This is a genomic window from Nocardia vinacea NBRC 16497 (assembly GCF_000308835.1).
Taxonomy (GTDB): Bacteria; Actinomycetota; Actinomycetes; order Mycobacteriales; family Mycobacteriaceae; genus Nocardia; species Nocardia vinacea.
Genome location: NZ_BAGN01000428.1, coordinates 1 through 18387, shown reverse-complemented (window position 1 = coordinate 18387; position 18387 = coordinate 1). Strand labels below are relative to the sequence as shown.

The window sequence follows — 18387 nt, the reverse complement described above, 5'->3', positions numbered from 1 at the left end:
ACGACTTACACCGGCGGGGCGATGAACAGGCCCTTGTCGGGGTCGTTGAACGACTTGCGGGCGACGAATTCGTTCATCTCGTTCGCGGTGCCCCACTGGTCGGTGACCTCCGGCGCGGAGAAGTCGTGCAGGTGGGGATGCCAGGTGTCCTCGTCGATCAGTTCGAGTTCGGTGGTGTACTCGACGGTGTTGCCGTGCGGGTCGAGGAAATAGCTGAAGGTGTTGTTCCCGGCCAAGTGCCGACCTGGTCCCCAGACCTTCTCCACGCCGGCCCGCAGCGCGCGGCCGGTGCCGCGCAGGTATTCGTCGATGCCCCGCATCTCGAAGGAGGCATGGTGCAGCGAGGGGTGCGGGCCGCGCGCGATGGCGAGGCTGTGGTGCCAGGCGTTGATGCGCAGGAAGTACATCATCTCGCCCATGCGCGGATGCATGAGGATGTCGGAAAGCTGGAAGCCCAGGTGCCGTTCGTAGAAGGCTCGGGTCTCCTCCGGCTTGGGCGAATTGATGACGACATGCGACAGCCGCACCGGAATCGCCTCGCCCGCTTCGATTTTACGGTGCGCACGGGGGGCCACGTCGGCGCTGATCTCGAGGGTGCGGCCCTCGTTGTCGAAGAACCGGAACCCGTAGCCGGCGCCGGGGGTGGCAAGCGTGCCCGGTGCGCTGATCAGCTGGACACCGTCGGTTGCCAGCCGGGTCGCGAGGGCGTCCACATCGGCGGGTGTGGCGGCGCCGAAGGAAATCAGGTCGATGCGTTTGTCGGCGGATTGCCGCACCCTCACCACGTACTGTTCGGGTGAGCCGGCAGCGGCTAGGAAGGCGATCCCGGTGTCGGTGTGCTCGGTGACCAGTCCCCAGGTGCCCGTGAAGAAGTCGAGTTGGCGGGCGAGGTCGGGTACGGCGAGATCGACGTGCCGCAGATGGGTGATGAGCCGCTCGGTGGTGAACGGGGTCGGGGTGGCGAGTTCAGCCATGGTGAATTCCTTATCGCACGGGGAGATCAGGCGGGTATGGTGCACAGCCGGGCTACGCCGTCCATCAGGCCGGGCACATCGCCGCGTTCGTGGGCGAGTAGCCAGCTGCCGAGCTGGTTGGAGGCGTCCACCACTGCCTTGGCCCGTAGATAGCGGCGGGCGGTCAACGCCGACCACAGCCGATTGTCGAGATTTGTTGCCGCCAGCAGCAATTCGCTGAGCACGGCGGCATCTTCGAGTGCTTGTGCGCCGCCCTGGGCGAGGGTGGGCGGACAGGTGTGGGCGGCGTCGCCGATCAGCACCACGCGGCCGCGATGCCATGGCGGGGGCAGCACATGAGTTTCGAAGCGGGTGTAGTGCACCGTGCTCGGATCGACCAGAGTCTCCCGGATGTCGTCCCACGGGCCGTGATAGGGGGCCGACAGTTCGCGCATGATCTTCAGGCGCTGCTCAGGGTCCTTGTCGCTGCGGTCCCGGGCGCGTTCGACGATGTAGGCGTAGAGCGAGTTCTCCCCAGTGGGGCTGTACCCGGCGATGTAGCTCGGGCCACCGTAATAGAGATCGGTCCGGGTCACCGATGCCGGGCGAGGCCCGAAGACCCGCCAAATACCCATTCCGGTCTCGCGGGGCTCGAGGTCGATGCCCACCAGGCTCCGGGTCGCCGAGCGGACGCCGTCCGCGCCGACTACCAGATCGAATCGTCCGGCGGTGCCGTCGACGAAGACGACGTCGACACCATCGTCGTCCTGCGTGAGTATTGTTGCGGTACAGCCGAATCGGATCGTGACGCCGACGGCGGCAGCCTGCGCGTGCAGGATGCGGGCAAGCGCGGGGCGTGGCATGCCGAAGGTGGCGGGGAGGTTCGGGCCGCCCATCCGGGCGTCCGGCATCTCCATCAGCAGGGTGCCTGTCGGGTCGGGTGCGCGCAGTCCGAGACTGTCGAAGGCGTAGCCGTGCGCGGATACCTCGGGCCAGACGCCGAGGCGGCGGAGTTCGCGCAGTGCGTTGCCCTGCAACGTGATTCCGGATCCGACCGCAGCCACGCCGGCTTTCGCCTCGATCAGCTCGACCTCGACCCCACCGGTCGCGAGCGCGATTGCCGTGGCGGTGCCGGCCAAGCCGGAGCCGACCACGAGGACCTTGTCGACTGCTGTCACAAGGGACTCCTTCGTCCTGGAAAAGAGGTAGGGAAGGTGGAAACCGGCGAGTTACTTGACGGCGATGGGCGCCACCGGAGCGCCGACCGCGCCGGTGACCGGCAGCGGCGTTGCGGTGAGCCAGAACTCGAACACGCCGTCGGCGGCGCAATCGTCGGCCAGTGCGTCGAGGTCCCACATCTCGCCGATGAAAAGGCCGATGTGCGGGATCGCGACCTGGTGCAGCGGTTGGAATGCGTTCTCGAACTCGGTCGGCCGAACCTCGAAACCCCAAGTGTCGGTGGCAATTCCGGCGATTTCTGTGCCGTGTAGCCAATCCGCCGTGGTGAACGACAGACCGGGGGCGGCGCCACCGGCGTACTCGCCCCACCCCTCCCGCCGGGCCCGGGACAACTGCCCGGTGCGCACCAGCACGAGGTCACCGCGGCCGAGGTGGGCGGTGTCGCCCTGCGCGGCGATGGTGGCGTCCAGGTGCTCGGGAGTGATCGCGAAGCCGTCGGACAGCTCACCGTCGGCGCCGATGACCCGGCCCACGTCGAGGAGCACTCCCCGACCGGCAATCAGTCCGGCGGTGGTCTCGATGCCGGTGACGCCGTCACCTTCGCTGGTGACCACGTCGCCGGCGCGGCGGCCGTTGTAGGCGAAGCCGTGGTCGAAGATGTGGCCCAGGCCGTCCCATTGAGTGGATGCCTGCAACGGCATGAAGATTACGTCGTCGGCGCCGCCGATGCCGTGCGGGAAGCCCTGATTGCCGCGCTCGGCGTCGACCCCGGTGTCCAGCATCGTGTGCACCGGATTGGTCCGGCGCCGCCAGCCCCGCTGCGGGCCATTCATGTCGAACGACTGTGCCAGCGAGAAACTCGCACCCCGGCGGACCAGTGCCGCGCCCGCACACCGATGCTCGTCGTCGATAAAATTGAGAGTACCCAGGACATCGTCGTTACCCCAGCGCCCCCAGTTGGAGCAACGCTTCGCGGCGGCGGCGACGGCACCCTCCGGATCCTGCGGATCGAGGGATTCGGGAGAGAAGTAGGTCAAAGTTCCTCCTTGAGACACGCATCACTGTGGCCGACTGGCCTTCTATCAGGGAATACGGATCTGATGATGCATGGTATCCATGTGATAAATACTTGCCGATTCCTCAATGCCAGGCGTGGGTAGTCGACCGGTCGGACCGATCCGCATGCACGGGCGTGCACGTCAGATAAATGCAGGCGATTCCTCGTATCAATAGAATTTGTTTCCCAGATCATGTACGGCGCGTCATAGTGAACGGCGTCTCGTACCGGCGACGCCCGCAGGCGGCGGACCTCATCCTGAATCCGGCACGGGGTTACCGAGAAAGGAGCACGTTGTGAAATTTGCGCGGCACATGACCGCGAACGGCCCTCGGGTGGCCGTTCACGACGACGCGGGTGACCTGGTCGACCTCGCCACCGACCGGCAACTGCCACAGTTGTTGGCCGAGGACGGGCTGTTGGTCGACATGGGCGGGGCAGCACTGCGGCGGCGTGCAGTGGTCACTGCCGAGGCCGATGCGCGGCTATTGGCGCCGTTGGATCCGCCCACGGTCCGTGACTTCTCGACCTTTCCCGAGCACACGGCGGGAATCGTGAAGCTGTCCGACTCGAATGCCGTGGTGCCCCATGAGTTCTGGGAGATTCCGACCTTCTACTTCTCCAACCCGTACGCGATCACCGGCCCCTACGATGATGTGCCGGTGCCGCCAGGTTGCGTACAGTTCGACTTTGAACTGGAGGTCGCGGCCGTGGTCGGACGCGCCGGCCGCGACCTGTCGGTGGACGAGGCCGAAGACCATATCGCGGGATATGTGATCCTCAACGACTTCTCCGCGCGTGACATCCAGTTCCACGAGATGCGGCTGCGCCTCGGGCCGGCCAAGGGGAAGGATACGGCCACAGCGCTCGGCGCCCTGTTCGTGACCGCCGACGAGCTCGCCGACCGCCGCCGTGGATCCTCCTTCGATCTGCGCATGCGGGTGTCGGTGAATGGTGAACTGCTGGGTGATGATTCGCTGCACAACATGGCTTGGAGCTTCGGCGCGCTGGCCGCCTACGCCTCCCGCGGTACCTGGATCCGGCCGGGTGATCTGCTCGGCTCGGGTACCTGCCAGGGCGGCTGCCTCGCCGAACTGTGGGGGCGGTATGGCCTGGGCTTCCACTCGCCGCTGCAACCGGGCGATGAGGTCCGTACCGAGGTGGAGCTGCTGGGTGAAACCCGCAACCGGATCGTCGCGGGCCCGAAGGCCCGCGACATCCGCCCGTGGCAGGCATGAACCGAACAGTGATCGGCGACGGCGACAGCGAGCATCCTGCCGATCCGAGAACCCGTCCATCGTGCAGGTGGATCTGCTCGATGGCGGTATTCACTGCCTGGATAAGATCGATGAGTGAACTTGGTTCGCCTGGACCTCAACCTACTCGTCTCCCTCGACGTCCTGTTGCAGGAACGTAGCGTGACGAACGCTGCCGCGAAGCTCGGCCTGAGCCAGCCCGCGGTATCCGCGCAGTTGGCCCGGTTGCGTCGGCACTTCCAGGACGAACTGCTGGCCAGAATGGGCAACCAGTACCGGCTGACCCCGCTCGCGCTCCAGCTCAAGGATCAGGTCCGGATCACGCTGGGCGGGGTCGAGCGTATCTTCGCCGCCGAACCCGGATTCGATCCCTCCTCGAGCACTCGTGAATTCTCGATGCTGGTCAGCGACTACAGCGTCGCCGTCCTCGGCAGCCGCATCGGCGCGATATTGGCCGCCGAGGCACCTGGTTGCCGACTACGGCTGACGGCCAGTACGCCGCGGCTGATCGACATCGTCGAGCAGGTCCTCGTCAGTACGGACCTGGTACTCATGCCGAGGGGATTCCTCGACAATCTGTCGTATCGCGACCTCTACCGAGACGAGTGGGTGTGCTTGGTGTCCGCGGACAACGTCGAGGTAGGCGACGCACTCACGGTGCGCCAACTCGAGACAATGCCGTGGGTTGCCACCTACTACTCGCCGACGGCGTCCACACCAGCGGCGCGACACATGCGCATGCTCGGGATCGAACCACACGTGCAGGTTGTTACCGAGCACTTCCTCACCGTGCCGTCCCTTGTAGCCGGTACCGGCCGGGTTGCGCTGTACCAGCAATTACTCGTCGACCTCATCCCCGAGACGTTGCGGGTCCGCGCACTGCCATGCCCATTTCCGGCCGGCCCGCTGCTCGAGGCGATGTGGTGGCATCCGCTACACGACGAAGACCCCGAGCACCGCTATCTCCGAGAGGTCGTGGTCCGCGCCGTCGCAGACCTCGCGTTGCCGGCCAACATATAATTTCGCCGATACGGATTACCACATTTATCGATCTCACATTCACGCCGTCGAGGCGACTCCTAGATCTTCAGTAATCCGTGGTGCTGTTCGACGGCTTTGATGGTGCGCTCGATGTCGCCAGCGATAATGGATTCGACCAATTCGCTGTGGATGGCCACCCGGTGCTGGTAGTAACCGGCGTCGTCGGTGGGAGTTTCGGGGTCGGCATGTGCGGATAGGTCTTTGATGCAGGCTGTCATGCTCAGGTAGACCGCGCGGGCCATGTGGTTGGTGGTGATCTCGGCGATGCGTTCATGGAGTTGCCAGTTTGCGCGCATGAACGCGTCGACGTCGGAGGTCGCTTGCTTGAGCTTGGAAAGCAGGGTGCGCAAGGCGACGATGTCGTCGGGGCCGCGGTGGCGCGCGGCGTCGGTGTCGACGAGGAGTTCGAGTGCGTCGCGGACAGCGATGGCGTCGGCGACGGTCGTCGGCTGCTCTCGGACGGTCAGCAGGGTGTGCCGCAGACGGACGACCGGGCTGAGATTGGCGACGAACAAACCGCCGCCGCGTCCGGGCCGGATCTCGATGTTGCCTCGGTCGGCGAGCAGTCGCACGGCTTCGCTAACGGTGGAGCGCGTCAGCGGGAGCGCCCCGCTTCCGTCGGGCACATCCTTGGCTATCGACGCCGACGGCAACGTGGTCGGAAACGTCTCCGGTGGATGTGTGGAGGCCGCGGTGTACGAGACGTGCATCGAACTGCTCGCCACGGGCGGTCCGGCCGTGCGCACCCGATTCGGCTACTCCGATTCCGACGCCTTCGCCGTCGGACTTACCTGCGGCGGCGAGATCGACATCCTCATGCACCGGATGGATTCCTGGGCACTCGCGCAGCTCACCGCTGCCATCGCTGACTGGGACCACCATGTTCCGGCGGCTCTCGTCCAAATCGCCGATGGCCCAAACGAATTACTCGGCCGCACCCTCCATGTTCGCGCCGATGGCAGCCACAGCGGCACGCTGCGCGATCCCAACGCGGACCGCGCCGTTCTGGCACACACCGTGGCCATGCTCCGGGCCGGCCGGGCCGGGCCGATGCACATCGGCGGTCCCGGCGACGACTGCGCCCCGCTGGCCGCCCTGGTTCACCACCGCCCGACCCGCCCCCGCATGCTGATCTTCGGCGCTGTGGACTTCGCCGCCGCCCTGAGTGAAGTCGGCCGATTCCTCGGCTATCACGTCACCGTGTGCGACGCCCGCGCCACCTTCGCCACCCGTGCCCGCTTTCCGCATGCCGACGATGTGATCGTCGACTGGCCGCACCGCTACCTGGCAGGCGCCGACGTGGACTCCCGCACCGTCGTCTGCGTTCTCACTCACGACGCGAAATTCGATGTCCCGCTGCTGGAAACCGCCCTGCGCCTGCCCGTCGGATACGTCGGCGCCATGGGTTCCCGGCGCACCCACGAACACCGGCTGGAACTCCTCCGTGCGGCGGGTGTATCCCCGAATCAATTGGCCCGCTTGCATTCTCCGATCGGCATGGATCTCGGTGCGGCCACACCCGAGCAAACCGCGATCTCCATCGCCGCGGAGATCATCGCCGTGGCCAACTGCGGCAGCGGCAGACCCCTGAGCCGGATCTCCGGACCTATTCACAAGACATCCCGCCAAGACATATCGCGCACCGAGAGCGCTGTTGCTTGAGATCGGCGACTGAGGCTGGGGCGCCGGCTCGCTCGGATGACCAGATGCTCTGAGGGGTGCCGACAGTACCCCTCTGACCGCCGCCTCCCACGTTCCTCGATCGTGCCGTTGCATGGTTGTCGACCAGGAATCCCCAAAGCGACAAGCAACGGAGGAAGTGGCGATGCCGCTGCGAGACGAAGGGGCGCCAAACACTCGGATGCCCGGAGTGGTGTACGTGATCGGCGTCGGCATTTTCCTGATGGGGACAACCGAGTTCATGATCGCGGGTCTGTTGCCTGAAGCGGCCGCTGACCTTGGAGTGGATGTCGCGCGGGCCGGGCTGCTGGTCACCGCCTTTGCGATAGGGATGATCATCGGACCGCCGGTGATGGCGCTCGCGACCTTGCGGCTGCCCGCCCGAGCCACTCTGGTGGGCGCGCTTGCCGTGTTTGCCGCCGGGCATGTCGTAGCTGCGGTCAGCGATTCATTCGCTGTTGTGGCCTCTGCTCGGGTGATCACGGCTCTGGCCACCGGCACCTTCTGGGCTGTCGGCGCGGTGGTGGCCACCACGGTCGCCGGGCCGGGAGCCAGTGCGCGTGCGCTGGCGGTGATGTCGGGCGGACTGAGCCTGGCGGTGGTCGCCGGAGTGCCGTTGGGGACTTTCGCCGGCCACCTCGTCGGCTGGCGAGGCCCGTTCTGGATGCTTGCCGTGCTGGCACTCGTGCCTATCGGAGCCGTCTGGTGGCTAGTGCCCGTAACCCCGAAAACCTGCGCGCAGGTGTCGATCCGCGCGGAGCTTTCGAAAGTGCGGCCGTGGCGGATGTGGGTGGTGCTCGGCGCGATCGTGCTTGCCCAAGCCGGGTTCCTCGGGGCGTACAGCTACATCAGCCCGTTGCTCACCGATCGCGCCGGAATCCCGGTGCCGATGGTTCCAATGGCACTGGCAGGCTTCGGGATCGGCGCCTTGGCCGGAACCGCGCTCGGTGGCCGCGTCGGTGACCGGCGACCGCTTGCCACCATCGTCGCCGCGGTCTTGCTCACCTCGACCACCCTGCTGGCCCTCGCGGCTACCGCCGGTCACTCAGCGATCGTGGTCGGGCTGATCGTGCTGCTGGGCGCATCCGGGCTCGGCGCGAACCCGGTGCTGATCGCCCAGACGCTGCGCCTTGCCGACCGCGGCTCGACGCTGGCGTCATCGCTGGCCACCGCCGCATTCAACTTCGGCACTGCCGCCGGATCGGCACTGGCCGGAGCCACCCTGTCCACCTCGCTCGGTGTGGTCGGCCCAGCCTTGCTCGGCGCGGCACTGACCGGATCGGCACTGATACCAGTAGCACTGCTCACTGTTACCGCTGCAAGGCGATCCACCACCGAGGCAGCCGATTGCCGCGCCGAAGAAGCTGTCCGAGCATTCGCCCGCGCTGACTGATCGGCGCGACGAAACCACTGTTGTGCCACAGTGGGTTGTCTCGTACGTTGGCAGCCATGCCTTCGAGCAATAGCAATGTGGGTGCTGGGGTGCGCGGAATGCATTGTCGGGCTGTGTGTGTCGCCGCTCGGCACTCGGGCGTCCGCGTTATCGCGGCCTCGACGCGACTTCTTGGATGAGGTGCAGCAGGGCGCGAACAGCAGTCGGCGTGAGGTCAGGTGGACCCTCCGGGACGATAACCTTGAGTTCCATTGAACTCGCGCTGCCATGCGATGGGTGTGGGGGAGTCGACTGGGCGGTCTGGACCGAGGAGCCAACCGGGCGAACGTTCTGCATACGGCCACCTTATGATCGGTGTGGCGAGTGGGGCCGCATCTCAGGGGAGGGCCTCGACCGATATCCGCAGAGCTGGACAGACATCCGTGACATGACTGTCCATGATCCGCCGGGTCGACGCGCCCGCTTCTTTGGATTTTCTCAGCTGAACCCGAATTGAACCCCCACAGGGCCTCTACCTGTGGTTCTGCACTAATGCGGCTCAATGCCATCACCGACCCTTCCTGCATAACCGCAGGTAGAGCGGACGACGTAGCGTACTGGTTGTGTCCGGAGGGGGACTTGAACCCCCACGCCCGATAAAGGGCACTAGCACCTCAAGCTAGCGCGTCTGCCATTCCGCCACCCGGACCGGTGTTGCTGAGCAAGGGTAACGGATGGGTGGGGAAGTGTTGAAATCGGTTGGGTCAGTGGGTGCCGGCGACTCGTTCGATCACTGGACGCCAGGACTCGACGGAGACGATTCGAAGGCCGACCACCTTGCCCGCGTCGTCGGCGCGGCGGAGGGGCTCGCCCGAACCCGGTCCGCGCGGCACCGGGTTCCGAGATCGATGTGGCAGGCTGGCCGCATGCGTGTTGCCGTTGTCGCCGGGCCGGATCCCGGCCATGCGTTTCCGGCGCTGGCGCTGTGCGAACGCTTCCTGGCCGCCGGTGACGATCCGGTGCTGTTCACCGGACCGCGTTGGTTCGACGCCGCCAAGCAGGCGGACATCGCGGTGCGCAGACTCAAGGGGCTCGCGCCGCGCACGGTCGACGACGACAATGATGCCGGTCAGCGCATTCATGAGCGTGCGGCGCATATCTCGACCGAAATCCTGCCCGATCTGAGCGCGATGCTGCCGGAGCTCGTGGTGTCGGATGTGCTGACCGCGGGCGGCGGGATGGCTGCCGAGCGACTCGGGGTGCCGTGGGTCGAGCTGTCGCCGCATCCGCTGTATCTACCGTCGAAAGCGTTGCCGCCCATCGGAAGTGGCCTCGCGCCGGGGGAGGGGGTGCGCGGCCGCCTGCGTGACGGCGTGTTGCGCACCATGACCGCCCGTGCCGTTCGTAACGGTCTGCGTCAGCGCGAGCAGGCCCGTGAAAGCGTCGGATTGCCCGGCACCGATCCGGGCCCGGCGGCCCGCCTGATCGCCACCCTGCCCGCCCTCGAGGTGCCGCGCCCCGACTGGCCCGAGCACACCCACGTCGTCGGCCCGCTGCTGTGGGAGCCGACTCCGGAAATCCTCGAGCCACCGCTCGGCGATGAGCCGCTGGTCATGGTCGCACCATCGACCGCGCATACAGGGGTCGCGGGCATGGTCGAAACCGTGCTCGCCGCATTGGACGGAGCGGGCGTCCGGGTGGCCATTTCCATGCTCGACACCCCGCCCACCGACCTGCCGCCATGGGCAACGGCCGGACTCGGCCGTCAGGACGAACTGCTCACCCACGCGTCGGTCGTGGTAGGCGGCGGCGGCCACGGTCTGCTCGCGAAAACCCTGCTCGCGGGTGTGCCTATCGTGACGGTCCCCGGCGGCGGCGACCAATGGGAGCTCGCCAATCGCGCTGCCCGCCAAGGCAGTTCGATCCTGGTCCGCCCGTTGACTGCCGATGCGGTGCGTACCGCGGTCCTCGATCTGCTCAACACCCCCGACTACACGGCCGCGGCGCAACGAGCGGCCGTAGGTATCGGGCAAGTCACCGACCCGATCCGTATCTGCCACGACGTTCTCAGCGTGCGGACCCACTAGCGGGGTTTGGCCTGTTCGCCCATTCCCGAGCTGATTCCGCGGAATTCGCGCAGGAAATGGGCGCTGACGTCAATCGAGCGGCCCGAGTGAAGGCCCCCAGCGGCGCGAGTATCTTGAATACGGTGCGGTTGACCGAGTTCCAGGAGCTGTTGCACACCGAGTTCGGTGTGTCCCGCGGCGATGCGCTGCTCAGGGACCACACCATCCCGGCATTGGGCGGGCGGACGGGCGCCACCGCCATCGAGGCGGGCATCGACCCGCGTGACGTGTGGCGCGCGCTCTGCGCCGACTTCGACGTACCGAGAGCACGCTGGTGAGCGATCACGGATACCGCTTCGACGAGCGGCTGCGCATGATCCCCATCGATCATGCGCAGCTGGCCGCTCGCGTTGCGACCGCGCGGCCCGTCGACTTCGCCGAATTCCGCAAGATCGGTATCGAGCTGATGCTGCTCGGGCGCTACGCCGAGGCCCTCGATCACCTCGATCGCGCCCTCGAACTCGCCGATAGTGACTATCGCCGGATGTCGGTCTGGATCAACCTCGGTGATGTCTACCGCTATTGGGGTGACACAGTCACCGCCGAAGCGCTGTATCGCCGAGCTGTGGACCGAGCCGGCGACTCCGAGGTGCTCTCCTTCGCGCTGCAGCACCTGGGCAAGGCCCTTGCCGAACAGGGCAGACTCCCCGAGGCCAGGGCGCGGCTCACCGAGGCGTTGAAACTGCGCGTCGTCGAGGGGGATGCCGAGCTGATCGAAGCCACCCGCTCCACCCTCGACCTGCTCGATGACCTGCCGACGACCTTGCCGCCGAAGGTTGCCGCGGTGCTGGGTGCGGACCCCGCGTGGTCGGAGGAACACGAGGGAATGAGCGGCGGTGTCGCGCACGTCGACGGCGCGTATTGGGTGAAGCGGGGACCGAGGGCCGTGGCCGAGTATGCGCGGCTGAATTGGTTGCGGGACAAAGGGATTCAGGTACCCGACGTTGCTGTGTTCGAAGAGGATGTGCTGGTTCTCGCCGACGCGGGTCTGCCGAGTCTGGCTGCTGAACCCACCGAATCGGTGGGCGCGGTCATGGGCGCGCTGCTGCGGTTTCTGCACGACATTCCCGTTACCGAGTGCCCGTTCGACGGCAGGTTGGATGTGATGCTGACCCAGGCGCGGCGCCGCGTGCTCGAGGGTTTGGTCGATGTCGACGACTTCGACGACGACAATCGAGGGCAGACGCCGGAACAGATCCACCAACGACTGCTCGCCGAACGTCCGCCGGACGAGGATCTCGTTGTCGCGCATGGTGATTTCACCCCGTCCAATGTGCTGGGCGGCGGTGTGCTGATCGATGTCGGCGGTTTGGGTGTTGCGGATCGGTACCGCGACCTGGCCCTGGTCGAGCGCGACCTGCGCGAGGACTTCGGTTCCGACGAATTGAGCGCGTTCTACGCCGCCTATGGGCTCGCCGAGCCGGACCGGCGGCGACTGGACTACTACCGACTGCTCGACGAGCTCTTCTGAGCTCAGGCCTTTTTCGCGTAGTGGCGTGCGGCCTTGGTGCGGTTGCCGCAGGTCGCCATCGAATGCCATCGGCGGGTGCCGTTTTTCGAGGTGTCGTAGAAGAACAGGACGCAGTCCGGATGGGCGCACTGGCGGATCCGGTCCGGCGCCTCGGCCAGTAGCCGCAGCAGGTTGTCGGCGGCGAGCCAGCCGGGGAGCCAAGTGGTTTCGGGTACGTCGACGATTTCGGCGGGGCCGGTGTCGGTCAGCATGCGTCGGATCCTGCCGTGGTCGAGGACCTCGTTGAGCGCGGTGTGTGAGGTGTGTTTCACGGTGTCGTAGATGGCGGTGCGCGCGGCGAGTACCGCCTGCAGGGTCCGCTCGTCGGCATTCGCGCGATGGTCGAGTCCGGCCGAGGTCAGCCATATGCCCAGGCCTGCGACGTCGGTGAGCAGATCCTGCGGTCCGTCCTGGATCCACCGGGTGTTCAGCAGGTCGAGTGCCAGCGGTTCACCGAGGTGGGGGCGTGGATCGGGCATACCTGAGGGTAACGATCTTCCGTTCGTTGCCAAGGCAACCACCGCCGTTCTAACCAGTTAAATCAATTTTAGAGGTTGAAGTTCTTCTGGCTTCTAGCTATGTTCTAACTGGTACAGCTGCTTAGAACGGTTACAAATTCCGAGGAGGATCACGATGACCACAGCCATCGCGCCCCAACTGGCCACCGGACACATCGGCCTGAACGTCTCCGACCTGGACCGATCGGTGGACTTCTATCGCCGCGCATTCGGTTTCGAGCAGCTCGCGGCCAGCGCCGACGACGACGAAAAGCGGTGGGCCTTCCTCGGCGCAAACGGCAAGCTCGTGCTGACCCTCTGGCAGCAGTCCGGCGGCGCGTTCTCCACCGAAACCCCTGGTCTGCACCATCTTTCGTTCCAGGTCGACACCATCGAACACGTGCGTTCGATCGAGGCGCTGCTGCGCGAACTCTCGGTGAGCTTCGCCCACGACGGGCTGGTGGCGCACGGCGAGGGTGTCGCCTCGGGTGGCATCTTCTTCGTCGACCCCGACGGTATCCGCCTCGAGATCTACGCACCCACGGGCGCCGAATCCGCTCCCGCGCCCAGCGGTGCCGCCCCGACGTGTGGATTCTTCTGAGCCCGGACGCTGTTGAACACTGTGATGTCTCATTTTCATGCGGGCGAGGCTGCCGTGCAGCAGCGAATGGGCCAGGCGCATATCGCCGACCGGGTGGGACGGATGATTCGTACCGACATCCCGGATATCGCGGCGGGTTTCCTGGCGGAGCAGCCGATGGTCGTGATCGCGGCTGCGGACCTCGACGGACGGATGTGGGCAGGCGCGGTGGTCGGGTCGCCGGGATTCGTGCACGTCGTCGATGCCGAGACGATCGCAATTGATGCATTTCCGGCAGCGGGAGATCCGCTACACGAAGCACTGACCAGCCCTGCCCGGATCGGCATGATCGCGCTGCAGCCTGAGCGGCGCAGGCGAATGCGCGTCAACGGATTCGCGGCTGCGACGGAGGCGGGACTACGGATTACCGTCGAGCAGGTGTATTCGAACTGCCCGAAGTACATCTCGCGCAGGCAGATCGAATCGTATCGCCCCGATATCGCCCTACCAGCGCCCCTGCATGGCACGGAACTCGATGCGCGGCAGCGTGCACTGATCACCGTGGCGGACACCTTCTTCGTCGCCACTGCGGATGCCGACGGCAATGCCGACGCCTCCCACCGTGGCGGGAATCCCGGCTTCCTACAGGTGCTTTCGCCGACTCGACTGCGATGGCCGGACTACCAGGGCAATTCGATGTTCATGACACTCGGGAACATAGCGGTGAACCCACGCTGCGGCATCCTGATCCCGGAGTGGACCACCGGCGGAACACTCCAACTCACCGGAATCGCCGAATTGTCCTGGGCGCCGGAAACCTTCACCGCCGGAGCTCAGTGCTCGATCGACTTCACCATTACGGAAGTGATCGAAATCCACGGCGCGGGCCCGCTCCGCTGGGGTCCCGCCGAACTTTCCCCGGTCAACCCCTGACCCCGATCCCCGAGAAGAGAATTGCAATGCGACCTCCGCTGCCACCATTCGACCTGGAATCCGCCAAGGCCAAGGTGCGCGCCGCCGAGAATGCCTGGAACACCAGGGATCCCGAGCGCGTCGCCGCCGCATACACCGAGGATTCGGTGTGGCGCAATCGTGACGAGTTCTTCACCGGCCGCGCCGCCATCGTCGATTTTCTCACCCGAAAGTGGTCCATCGAAAACGGTTACGCACTGCGCAAGGATCTCTGGGCATACGAAGGCAACCGCATCGCGGTCCGCTTCCAGTACGAATGGCATGACGAATCCGGCCAGTGGTGGCGCAGTTACGGCAACGAGCAGTGGGAGTTCACCCCGGAAGGCCTGATGTCGCGGCGCGAGGCCAGCATCAACGACGTCCGCATCGACGAATCCGAGCGTCGCATCCCCGGCCCGCGCCCGGAAGGCGACGAATCCGTTCTGCCGCAGCAGTAACCGGCAGGTACCGGGCACCCGTTGCCCGGCCGGGCACCGCGTGTACCGGGTGTCCGGTTGGTATACGGGGTGCCCGGCCATGCCTGATGGTCGCGCCGGTGGGGCTCAGGCGGCGACGGTCTCCGGCTGAACCGCGGCATCGGCAGCCTGTCGCTGACGGTGGAACAGCCCGAATGCGATCACCCCGAATACGATCCCGACTCCCGCCGCGACACCGAATGCCGCATCCAACCCATCCACGAACCGCGACAAGGTCATCGGGTGACTGTCGTCGGCGACTTCGCGGAATACGGTGCCCAGCACCGCGACTCCGAGAGCGAGGCCGAGCTGTCGTGCGGTATTCACCGCGCCCGCGGCGATCCCGCCCTGCTGCGGCGGCACCGCCGCCATCCCCACCGCGACCAGCGCAGGTGCGTTGACGCCGATCCCGGCGCCGATCACCACGAATCCAGGAACCAGTGCGGCCCAGGATGATTCGATATCGATGATAGTGAGCAGTCCGGTGCCGATGCCGACCAGCACCAGACCCGCTCCGATCGTCCACTTCGGCGAAACGTCGTGCAGCAGTTTGCCGAATGCCCCGGCGACCACGAACGCTGTCGCCGCCATCGGCAGCATGGCCAGTCCGGCGTGCATGGGTGACATATGCAACTGCTGCTGCAGCCAGAGCGAAATCAGGGGTGTGGCGGCGAAGGCAGCGAACGTCTGGCCGGACGCGGAGACAAGGGTCGCCCCGAAGTTGCGATTGCCGAGCAGTGCCAGCGGGAACATCGCGGCCGCACTGCGGGATTCGACGAATACGAAGGCCAGCAGCGCGACCACACCGAGCGTCAGGGCGAGCAGCGTAGGGCCATCGGACCAGCCGTGTTCGCCGCCGCGGATGACGCCGTAGGTGACCGCCGTCGCGGCGGTCGCGAACGCGAGCATGCCCGGCACATCGATGGCCCGATCCGCCCGCCGCGGCGACGGCTGGAACACGATGGCGGTCAACACGATCGCCAGTACCGCGATCGGCAGATTGACGAAGAAGATCCACCGCCACGACAGTGCCTCGGTGAGCACACCGCCGAGCACCACACCGATTCCGGCGGCCGCACCCGACACCGCACCCCAGACGCCGAAGGCGACACCCCGATCACGGCCGGTGTAGGTGGAGTGCAGCAGCGACAGTGTGGTCGCGAACATCGCGGCCCCGCCGATGCCCTGAAGTGCGCGCGCCGCAATGAGACTCGCCGAGGTGTCGGCGATCCCGCAGATCAGCGATGCGATCGCGAAAACGACTAGTCCGGCGAGATAGGCGCGCTTCGCGCCGACCCGATCGGCCAGCGAACCGAGCACCAGCAGCAGCGCGGCCAGTGCGAGCGCGTATCCGTCCATCACCCACTGCAGTCCGGACAGACCGGTGCCGAGATCGGCGGCGATGTCGGGAAGCGCGACATTGACGATGGTGACGTCGATGAGCAGCATCAGCGTGCCCAGGCACGCGGCGAACAAGGGCAGCCATTTTCTCACGGGAGCCTCCGAGGCGATTCGAACGATATCGACACTCAGGGTGCGGCAGGCGTTGATATCCACATAGTCACGTGGCCATATGCGTTAGATTCCTCCTATGCAATCCGAAGACGGCGCGGATTCCTCCGTACTCGATGTCCTCGAGAAGCAGATCCTGCACGCGCTGGTGACCGATGCGCGCATCCCGTTCACCAAGCTCGGCGCGATCCTCGGGGTTTCGGAGCAGACGGTGGCGCGGCGCTACCGATCGCTGCGGCAGCGCGGCATCCTGCATGTGGCGGGACAGGTCAACGCGGTGCCGCTCGGGCATGCGCGCTGGGTGATCCGGCTCCGATCCACTCCGGACAAGGCGGCGCGGCTGGCCGAATCGCTGGCCCGCTTTCCGGATCTGAGCTGGGTCACCCTGCTGTCCACCGGATCCGAGGTGACGTGCGTGAGCAGGCCGCGCTCGGTCGAGCGGCGCGACAAGTTGTTGATGCAGACGTTGCCCCAGGCCAGTCAGGTGATCGGACTGACCGCCCACGAGGTGATCCACCGCTTCCCGCTCGACGAGGAATGGCCGCATTTCGGGCACCTGTTCACCGCAGCGCAACTGCGCGAACTCGGCCCGCGGCCGCTGTGGCGGGCCGATACGGGACCGGAAGCGCCGGTGGAACTTTCGGCGCAGGACGAGGCGATGCTGGCACTGCTCGGTCGCGACGGTCGCGCGCCGTACGCGCAGATCGCCGCCGAAATCGGTTGGACCGCGACGAAAGTGGCGCGTCGCATGGCCGAATTAGTCGAATCCCGGGTGCTGTACTTCGATCTCGATTTCGCGATCGAACGGATGGGATATGCCGTGCGGGCGGCGCTGTGGCTGCGCACGCGACCGGCGGATCTCGAGGCCGTGGGCACCGCGATGGCGACCCATCCGGAGATCGTTTTCATCGCCGCGACCACGGGGCCGACCAATCTGATGGCGTCGTTGATGTGCCGCGATACCGCACACCTCTACCGGTACGTCACGCAGCGGCTGGGTGCGCTCGACGGGATCACGGATGTGGAGGTGACGCCCGCGTTGCGGGTGTACAAGCAGGCGCAGACGTTGCTGGACAGTGATCGCATTTCGCTGGGGCGGTGATGGGGGTCTTCGGCGCGCGGAAAGGGGCTGCGAGCAGCCGTAGCGCGGCGGTTGCCGTGTTCGGGAAGTTCGCGGCGCGTGTTGTCGGGCGCGTCGCTTGACTCGAACATCTGTTCGTCTAGGCTGGTCGCCAGAACTTGTCGGTGCCGCCCTCTAATGTGGGCGCCAACCAAGAACGAGACTTACCCGTCGAGAAGGGGATCAGGATATGGCACCACAGGCGTACGACCGTGATAAGGCGCTCGAGCTGGCGCTGGCTCAGGTCGAGAAGAGCTTCGGCAAGGGCGCGGTCATGCGTCTCGGCGAGGAGGCCCGCCAGCCCATCTCGGTGATCCCGACCGGATCCATCGCCCTGGACGTGGCGCTCGGCATCGGCGGTCTGCCGCGCGGCCGCATCGTCGAGGTCTACGGTCCGGAGTCCTCGGGTAAGACGACCGTCGCACTGCATGCGGTGGCCAATGCCCAGGCCGCGGGCGGTGTCGCCGCCTTCATCGACGCCGAGCACGCGCTCGATCCCGATTACGCCCGCAAGCTGGGTGTCGACACCGACGCACTGCTCGTCTCCCAGCCCGACACCGGTGAGCAGGCGCTGGAAATCGCCGACATGCTGGTGCGTTCGGGCGCGATCGACATCATCGTCATCGACTCGGTGGCCGCGCTGGTACCGCGCGCCGAAATCGAGGGCGAGATGGGTGACAGCCACGTCGGTCTGCAGGCGCGCCTGATGAGCCAGGCGCTGCGCAAGATGACCGGTGCGCTGAACAACTCCGGCACCACCGCCATCTTCATCAATCAGCTGCGCGAGAAGATCGGTGTGATGTTCGGTTCGCCCGAGACCACGACCGGTGGTAAGGCGCTGAAGTTCTACGCCTCGGTGCGCCTGGATGTGCGCCGCATCGAGACGCTCAAGGACGGTAGCGATGCGGTCGGCAACCGCACCCGCGTGAAGGTCGTGAAGAACAAGGTCTCGCCGCCGTTCAAGCAGGCCGAATTCGACATCCTCTACGGCCAGGGCATTTCCAAGGAGGGCTCGCTCATCGATATGGGTGTCGAGCATGGCTTCATCCGCAAGTCCGGCTCCTGGTACACCTACGA

Annotated in this window: 18 protein-coding genes and 1 tRNA gene; 12 read left to right on the top strand and 7 right to left on the bottom strand. The window is 66.1% G+C overall.

The window, feature by feature from the left end; translation table 11 throughout:
- Positions 1–5: 5 nt before the first annotated feature.
- The 3 genes from ON44_RS45355 to ON44_RS45345 are packed head-to-tail and all read right to left on the bottom strand — an operon-like array spanning position 6 to position 3169.
- Positions 6–974 carry a VOC family protein gene (locus tag ON44_RS45355; RefSeq protein ID WP_040701703.1) on the bottom strand — a complete coding sequence of 323 codons (969 nt, stop codon included), beginning with the start codon at positions 972–974 and terminating at the stop codon, positions 6–8.
- Between the two features lie 26 nt (positions 975–1000).
- Positions 1001–2131, bottom strand: coding sequence for an FAD-dependent monooxygenase (locus tag ON44_RS45350; protein ID WP_040701646.1), 1131 nt, complete (start codon positions 2129–2131; stop codon positions 1001–1003).
- Positions 2132–2182: 51 nt separating this feature from the next.
- Positions 2183–3169 (bottom strand): cyclase family protein, encoded by a 987-nt coding sequence (locus ON44_RS45345; protein WP_040701645.1) that lies wholly within the window; start codon positions 3167–3169, stop codon positions 2183–2185.
- A gap of 316 nt (positions 3170–3485) precedes the next feature.
- Between ON44_RS45345 and ON44_RS45340 the strand changes: the two genes are divergently transcribed.
- Positions 3486–4427, top strand: a complete 942-nt coding sequence (locus tag ON44_RS45340; protein ID WP_040701644.1) for a fumarylacetoacetate hydrolase family protein — start codon at positions 3486–3488, stop codon at positions 4425–4427.
- A 114-nt stretch (positions 4428–4541) separates the two neighbouring features.
- Entirely contained in the window at positions 4542–5465 is a 924-nt protein-coding gene (locus ON44_RS45335) for a LysR family transcriptional regulator (RefSeq protein ID WP_040701643.1), read from the top strand.
- A gap of 59 nt (positions 5466–5524) precedes the next feature.
- Here the strand turns inward: ON44_RS45335 and ON44_RS45330 are convergent, their stop codons facing one another.
- Positions 5525–6058: a FadR/GntR family transcriptional regulator gene (locus tag ON44_RS45330; RefSeq protein ID WP_051183417.1), complete on the bottom strand. Its 534-nt coding sequence runs from the start codon at positions 6056–6058 to the stop codon at positions 5525–5527.
- Between ON44_RS45330 and ON44_RS45325 the strand changes: the two genes are divergently transcribed.
- Both ON44_RS45325 and ON44_RS45320 read left to right on the top strand, forming a co-directional pair.
- The gene (locus ON44_RS45325; RefSeq protein WP_051183416.1) at positions 6030–7148 is read left to right on the top strand and encodes an XdhC family protein; all 1119 of its coding nucleotides are present in this window, start codon (positions 6030–6032) and stop codon (positions 7146–7148) included. The two genes, ON44_RS45330 and ON44_RS45325, sit on opposite strands and share 29 nt — an antisense overlap.
- 163 nt (positions 7149–7311) lie before the next feature.
- Complete coding sequence (locus ON44_RS45320; RefSeq protein ID WP_083898589.1) at positions 7312–8559, top strand: MFS transporter; 1248 nt, start codon at positions 7312–7314, stop codon at positions 8557–8559.
- Positions 8560–9162: 603 nt separating this feature from the next.
- Here ON44_RS45320 and ON44_RS45310 read toward each other — a convergent pair.
- Positions 9163–9247 (bottom strand) — tRNA-Leu (locus tag ON44_RS45310).
- A gap of 217 nt (positions 9248–9464) precedes the next feature.
- On the opposite strand from ON44_RS45310, the gene ON44_RS45305 reads away from it, so the two are divergent.
- The 3 genes from ON44_RS45305 to ON44_RS45295 all read left to right on the top strand — a co-directional run bounded on the left by ON44_RS45305 (position 9465) and on the right by ON44_RS45295 (position 12135).
- On the top strand, positions 9465–10625 hold the full coding sequence (locus ON44_RS45305; protein ID WP_174415273.1) for a glycosyltransferase: 1161 nt from the start codon (positions 9465–9467) through the stop codon (positions 10623–10625).
- Between the two features lie 122 nt (positions 10626–10747).
- The gene (locus tag ON44_RS45300) at positions 10748–10942 is read left to right on the top strand and encodes a DUF3046 domain-containing protein (RefSeq protein WP_040701695.1); all 195 of its coding nucleotides are present in this window, start codon (positions 10748–10750) and stop codon (positions 10940–10942) included.
- The gene (locus ON44_RS45295) at positions 10939–12135 is read left to right on the top strand and encodes a phosphotransferase (RefSeq protein WP_245567577.1); all 1197 of its coding nucleotides are present in this window, start codon (positions 10939–10941) and stop codon (positions 12133–12135) included. The genes ON44_RS45300 and ON44_RS45295 overlap by 4 nt, the downstream gene beginning before the upstream one ends.
- A 2-nt stretch (positions 12136–12137) precedes the next feature.
- Here the strand turns inward: ON44_RS45295 and ON44_RS45290 are convergent, their stop codons facing one another.
- Positions 12138–12653, bottom strand: a complete 516-nt coding sequence (locus ON44_RS45290; protein ID WP_040701641.1) for a CGNR zinc finger domain-containing protein — start codon at positions 12651–12653, stop codon at positions 12138–12140.
- A 154-nt stretch (positions 12654–12807) separates the two neighbouring features.
- Here ON44_RS45290 and ON44_RS45285 point away from each other — a divergent pair, with 154 nt between their 5' ends.
- From ON44_RS45285 to ON44_RS45275, 3 genes are read left to right on the top strand one after another with little or no spacing between them, the layout of a single operon-like run.
- Entirely contained in the window at positions 12808–13272 is a 465-nt protein-coding gene (locus tag ON44_RS45285; RefSeq protein WP_040701640.1) for a VOC family protein, read from the top strand.
- Between the two features lie 24 nt (positions 13273–13296).
- Positions 13297–14184 (top strand): pyridoxamine 5'-phosphate oxidase family protein, encoded by an 888-nt coding sequence (locus ON44_RS45280; protein WP_040701639.1) that lies wholly within the window; start codon positions 13297–13299, stop codon positions 14182–14184.
- A 26-nt stretch (positions 14185–14210) separates the two neighbouring features.
- Positions 14211–14660, top strand: coding sequence for a nuclear transport factor 2 family protein (locus ON44_RS45275; protein ID WP_040701638.1), 450 nt, complete (start codon positions 14211–14213; stop codon positions 14658–14660).
- A gap of 105 nt (positions 14661–14765) precedes the next feature.
- Here the strand turns inward: ON44_RS45275 and ON44_RS45270 are convergent, their stop codons facing one another.
- Positions 14766–16172: an MFS transporter gene (locus ON44_RS45270; protein ID WP_245567576.1), complete on the bottom strand. Its 1407-nt coding sequence runs from the start codon at positions 16170–16172 to the stop codon at positions 14766–14768.
- A gap of 97 nt (positions 16173–16269) precedes the next feature.
- On the opposite strand from ON44_RS45270, the gene ON44_RS45265 reads away from it, so the two are divergent.
- Both ON44_RS45265 and recA read left to right on the top strand, forming a co-directional pair.
- Positions 16270–17292: an Lrp/AsnC family transcriptional regulator gene (locus ON44_RS45265; protein ID WP_040701637.1), complete on the top strand. Its 1023-nt coding sequence runs from the start codon at positions 16270–16272 to the stop codon at positions 17290–17292.
- Positions 17293–17500: 208 nt separating this feature from the next.
- Positions 17501–18387: recombinase RecA (recA, locus tag ON44_RS45260; RefSeq protein ID WP_040701636.1), on the top strand; the 887-nt coding region annotated here is incomplete at its 3' end.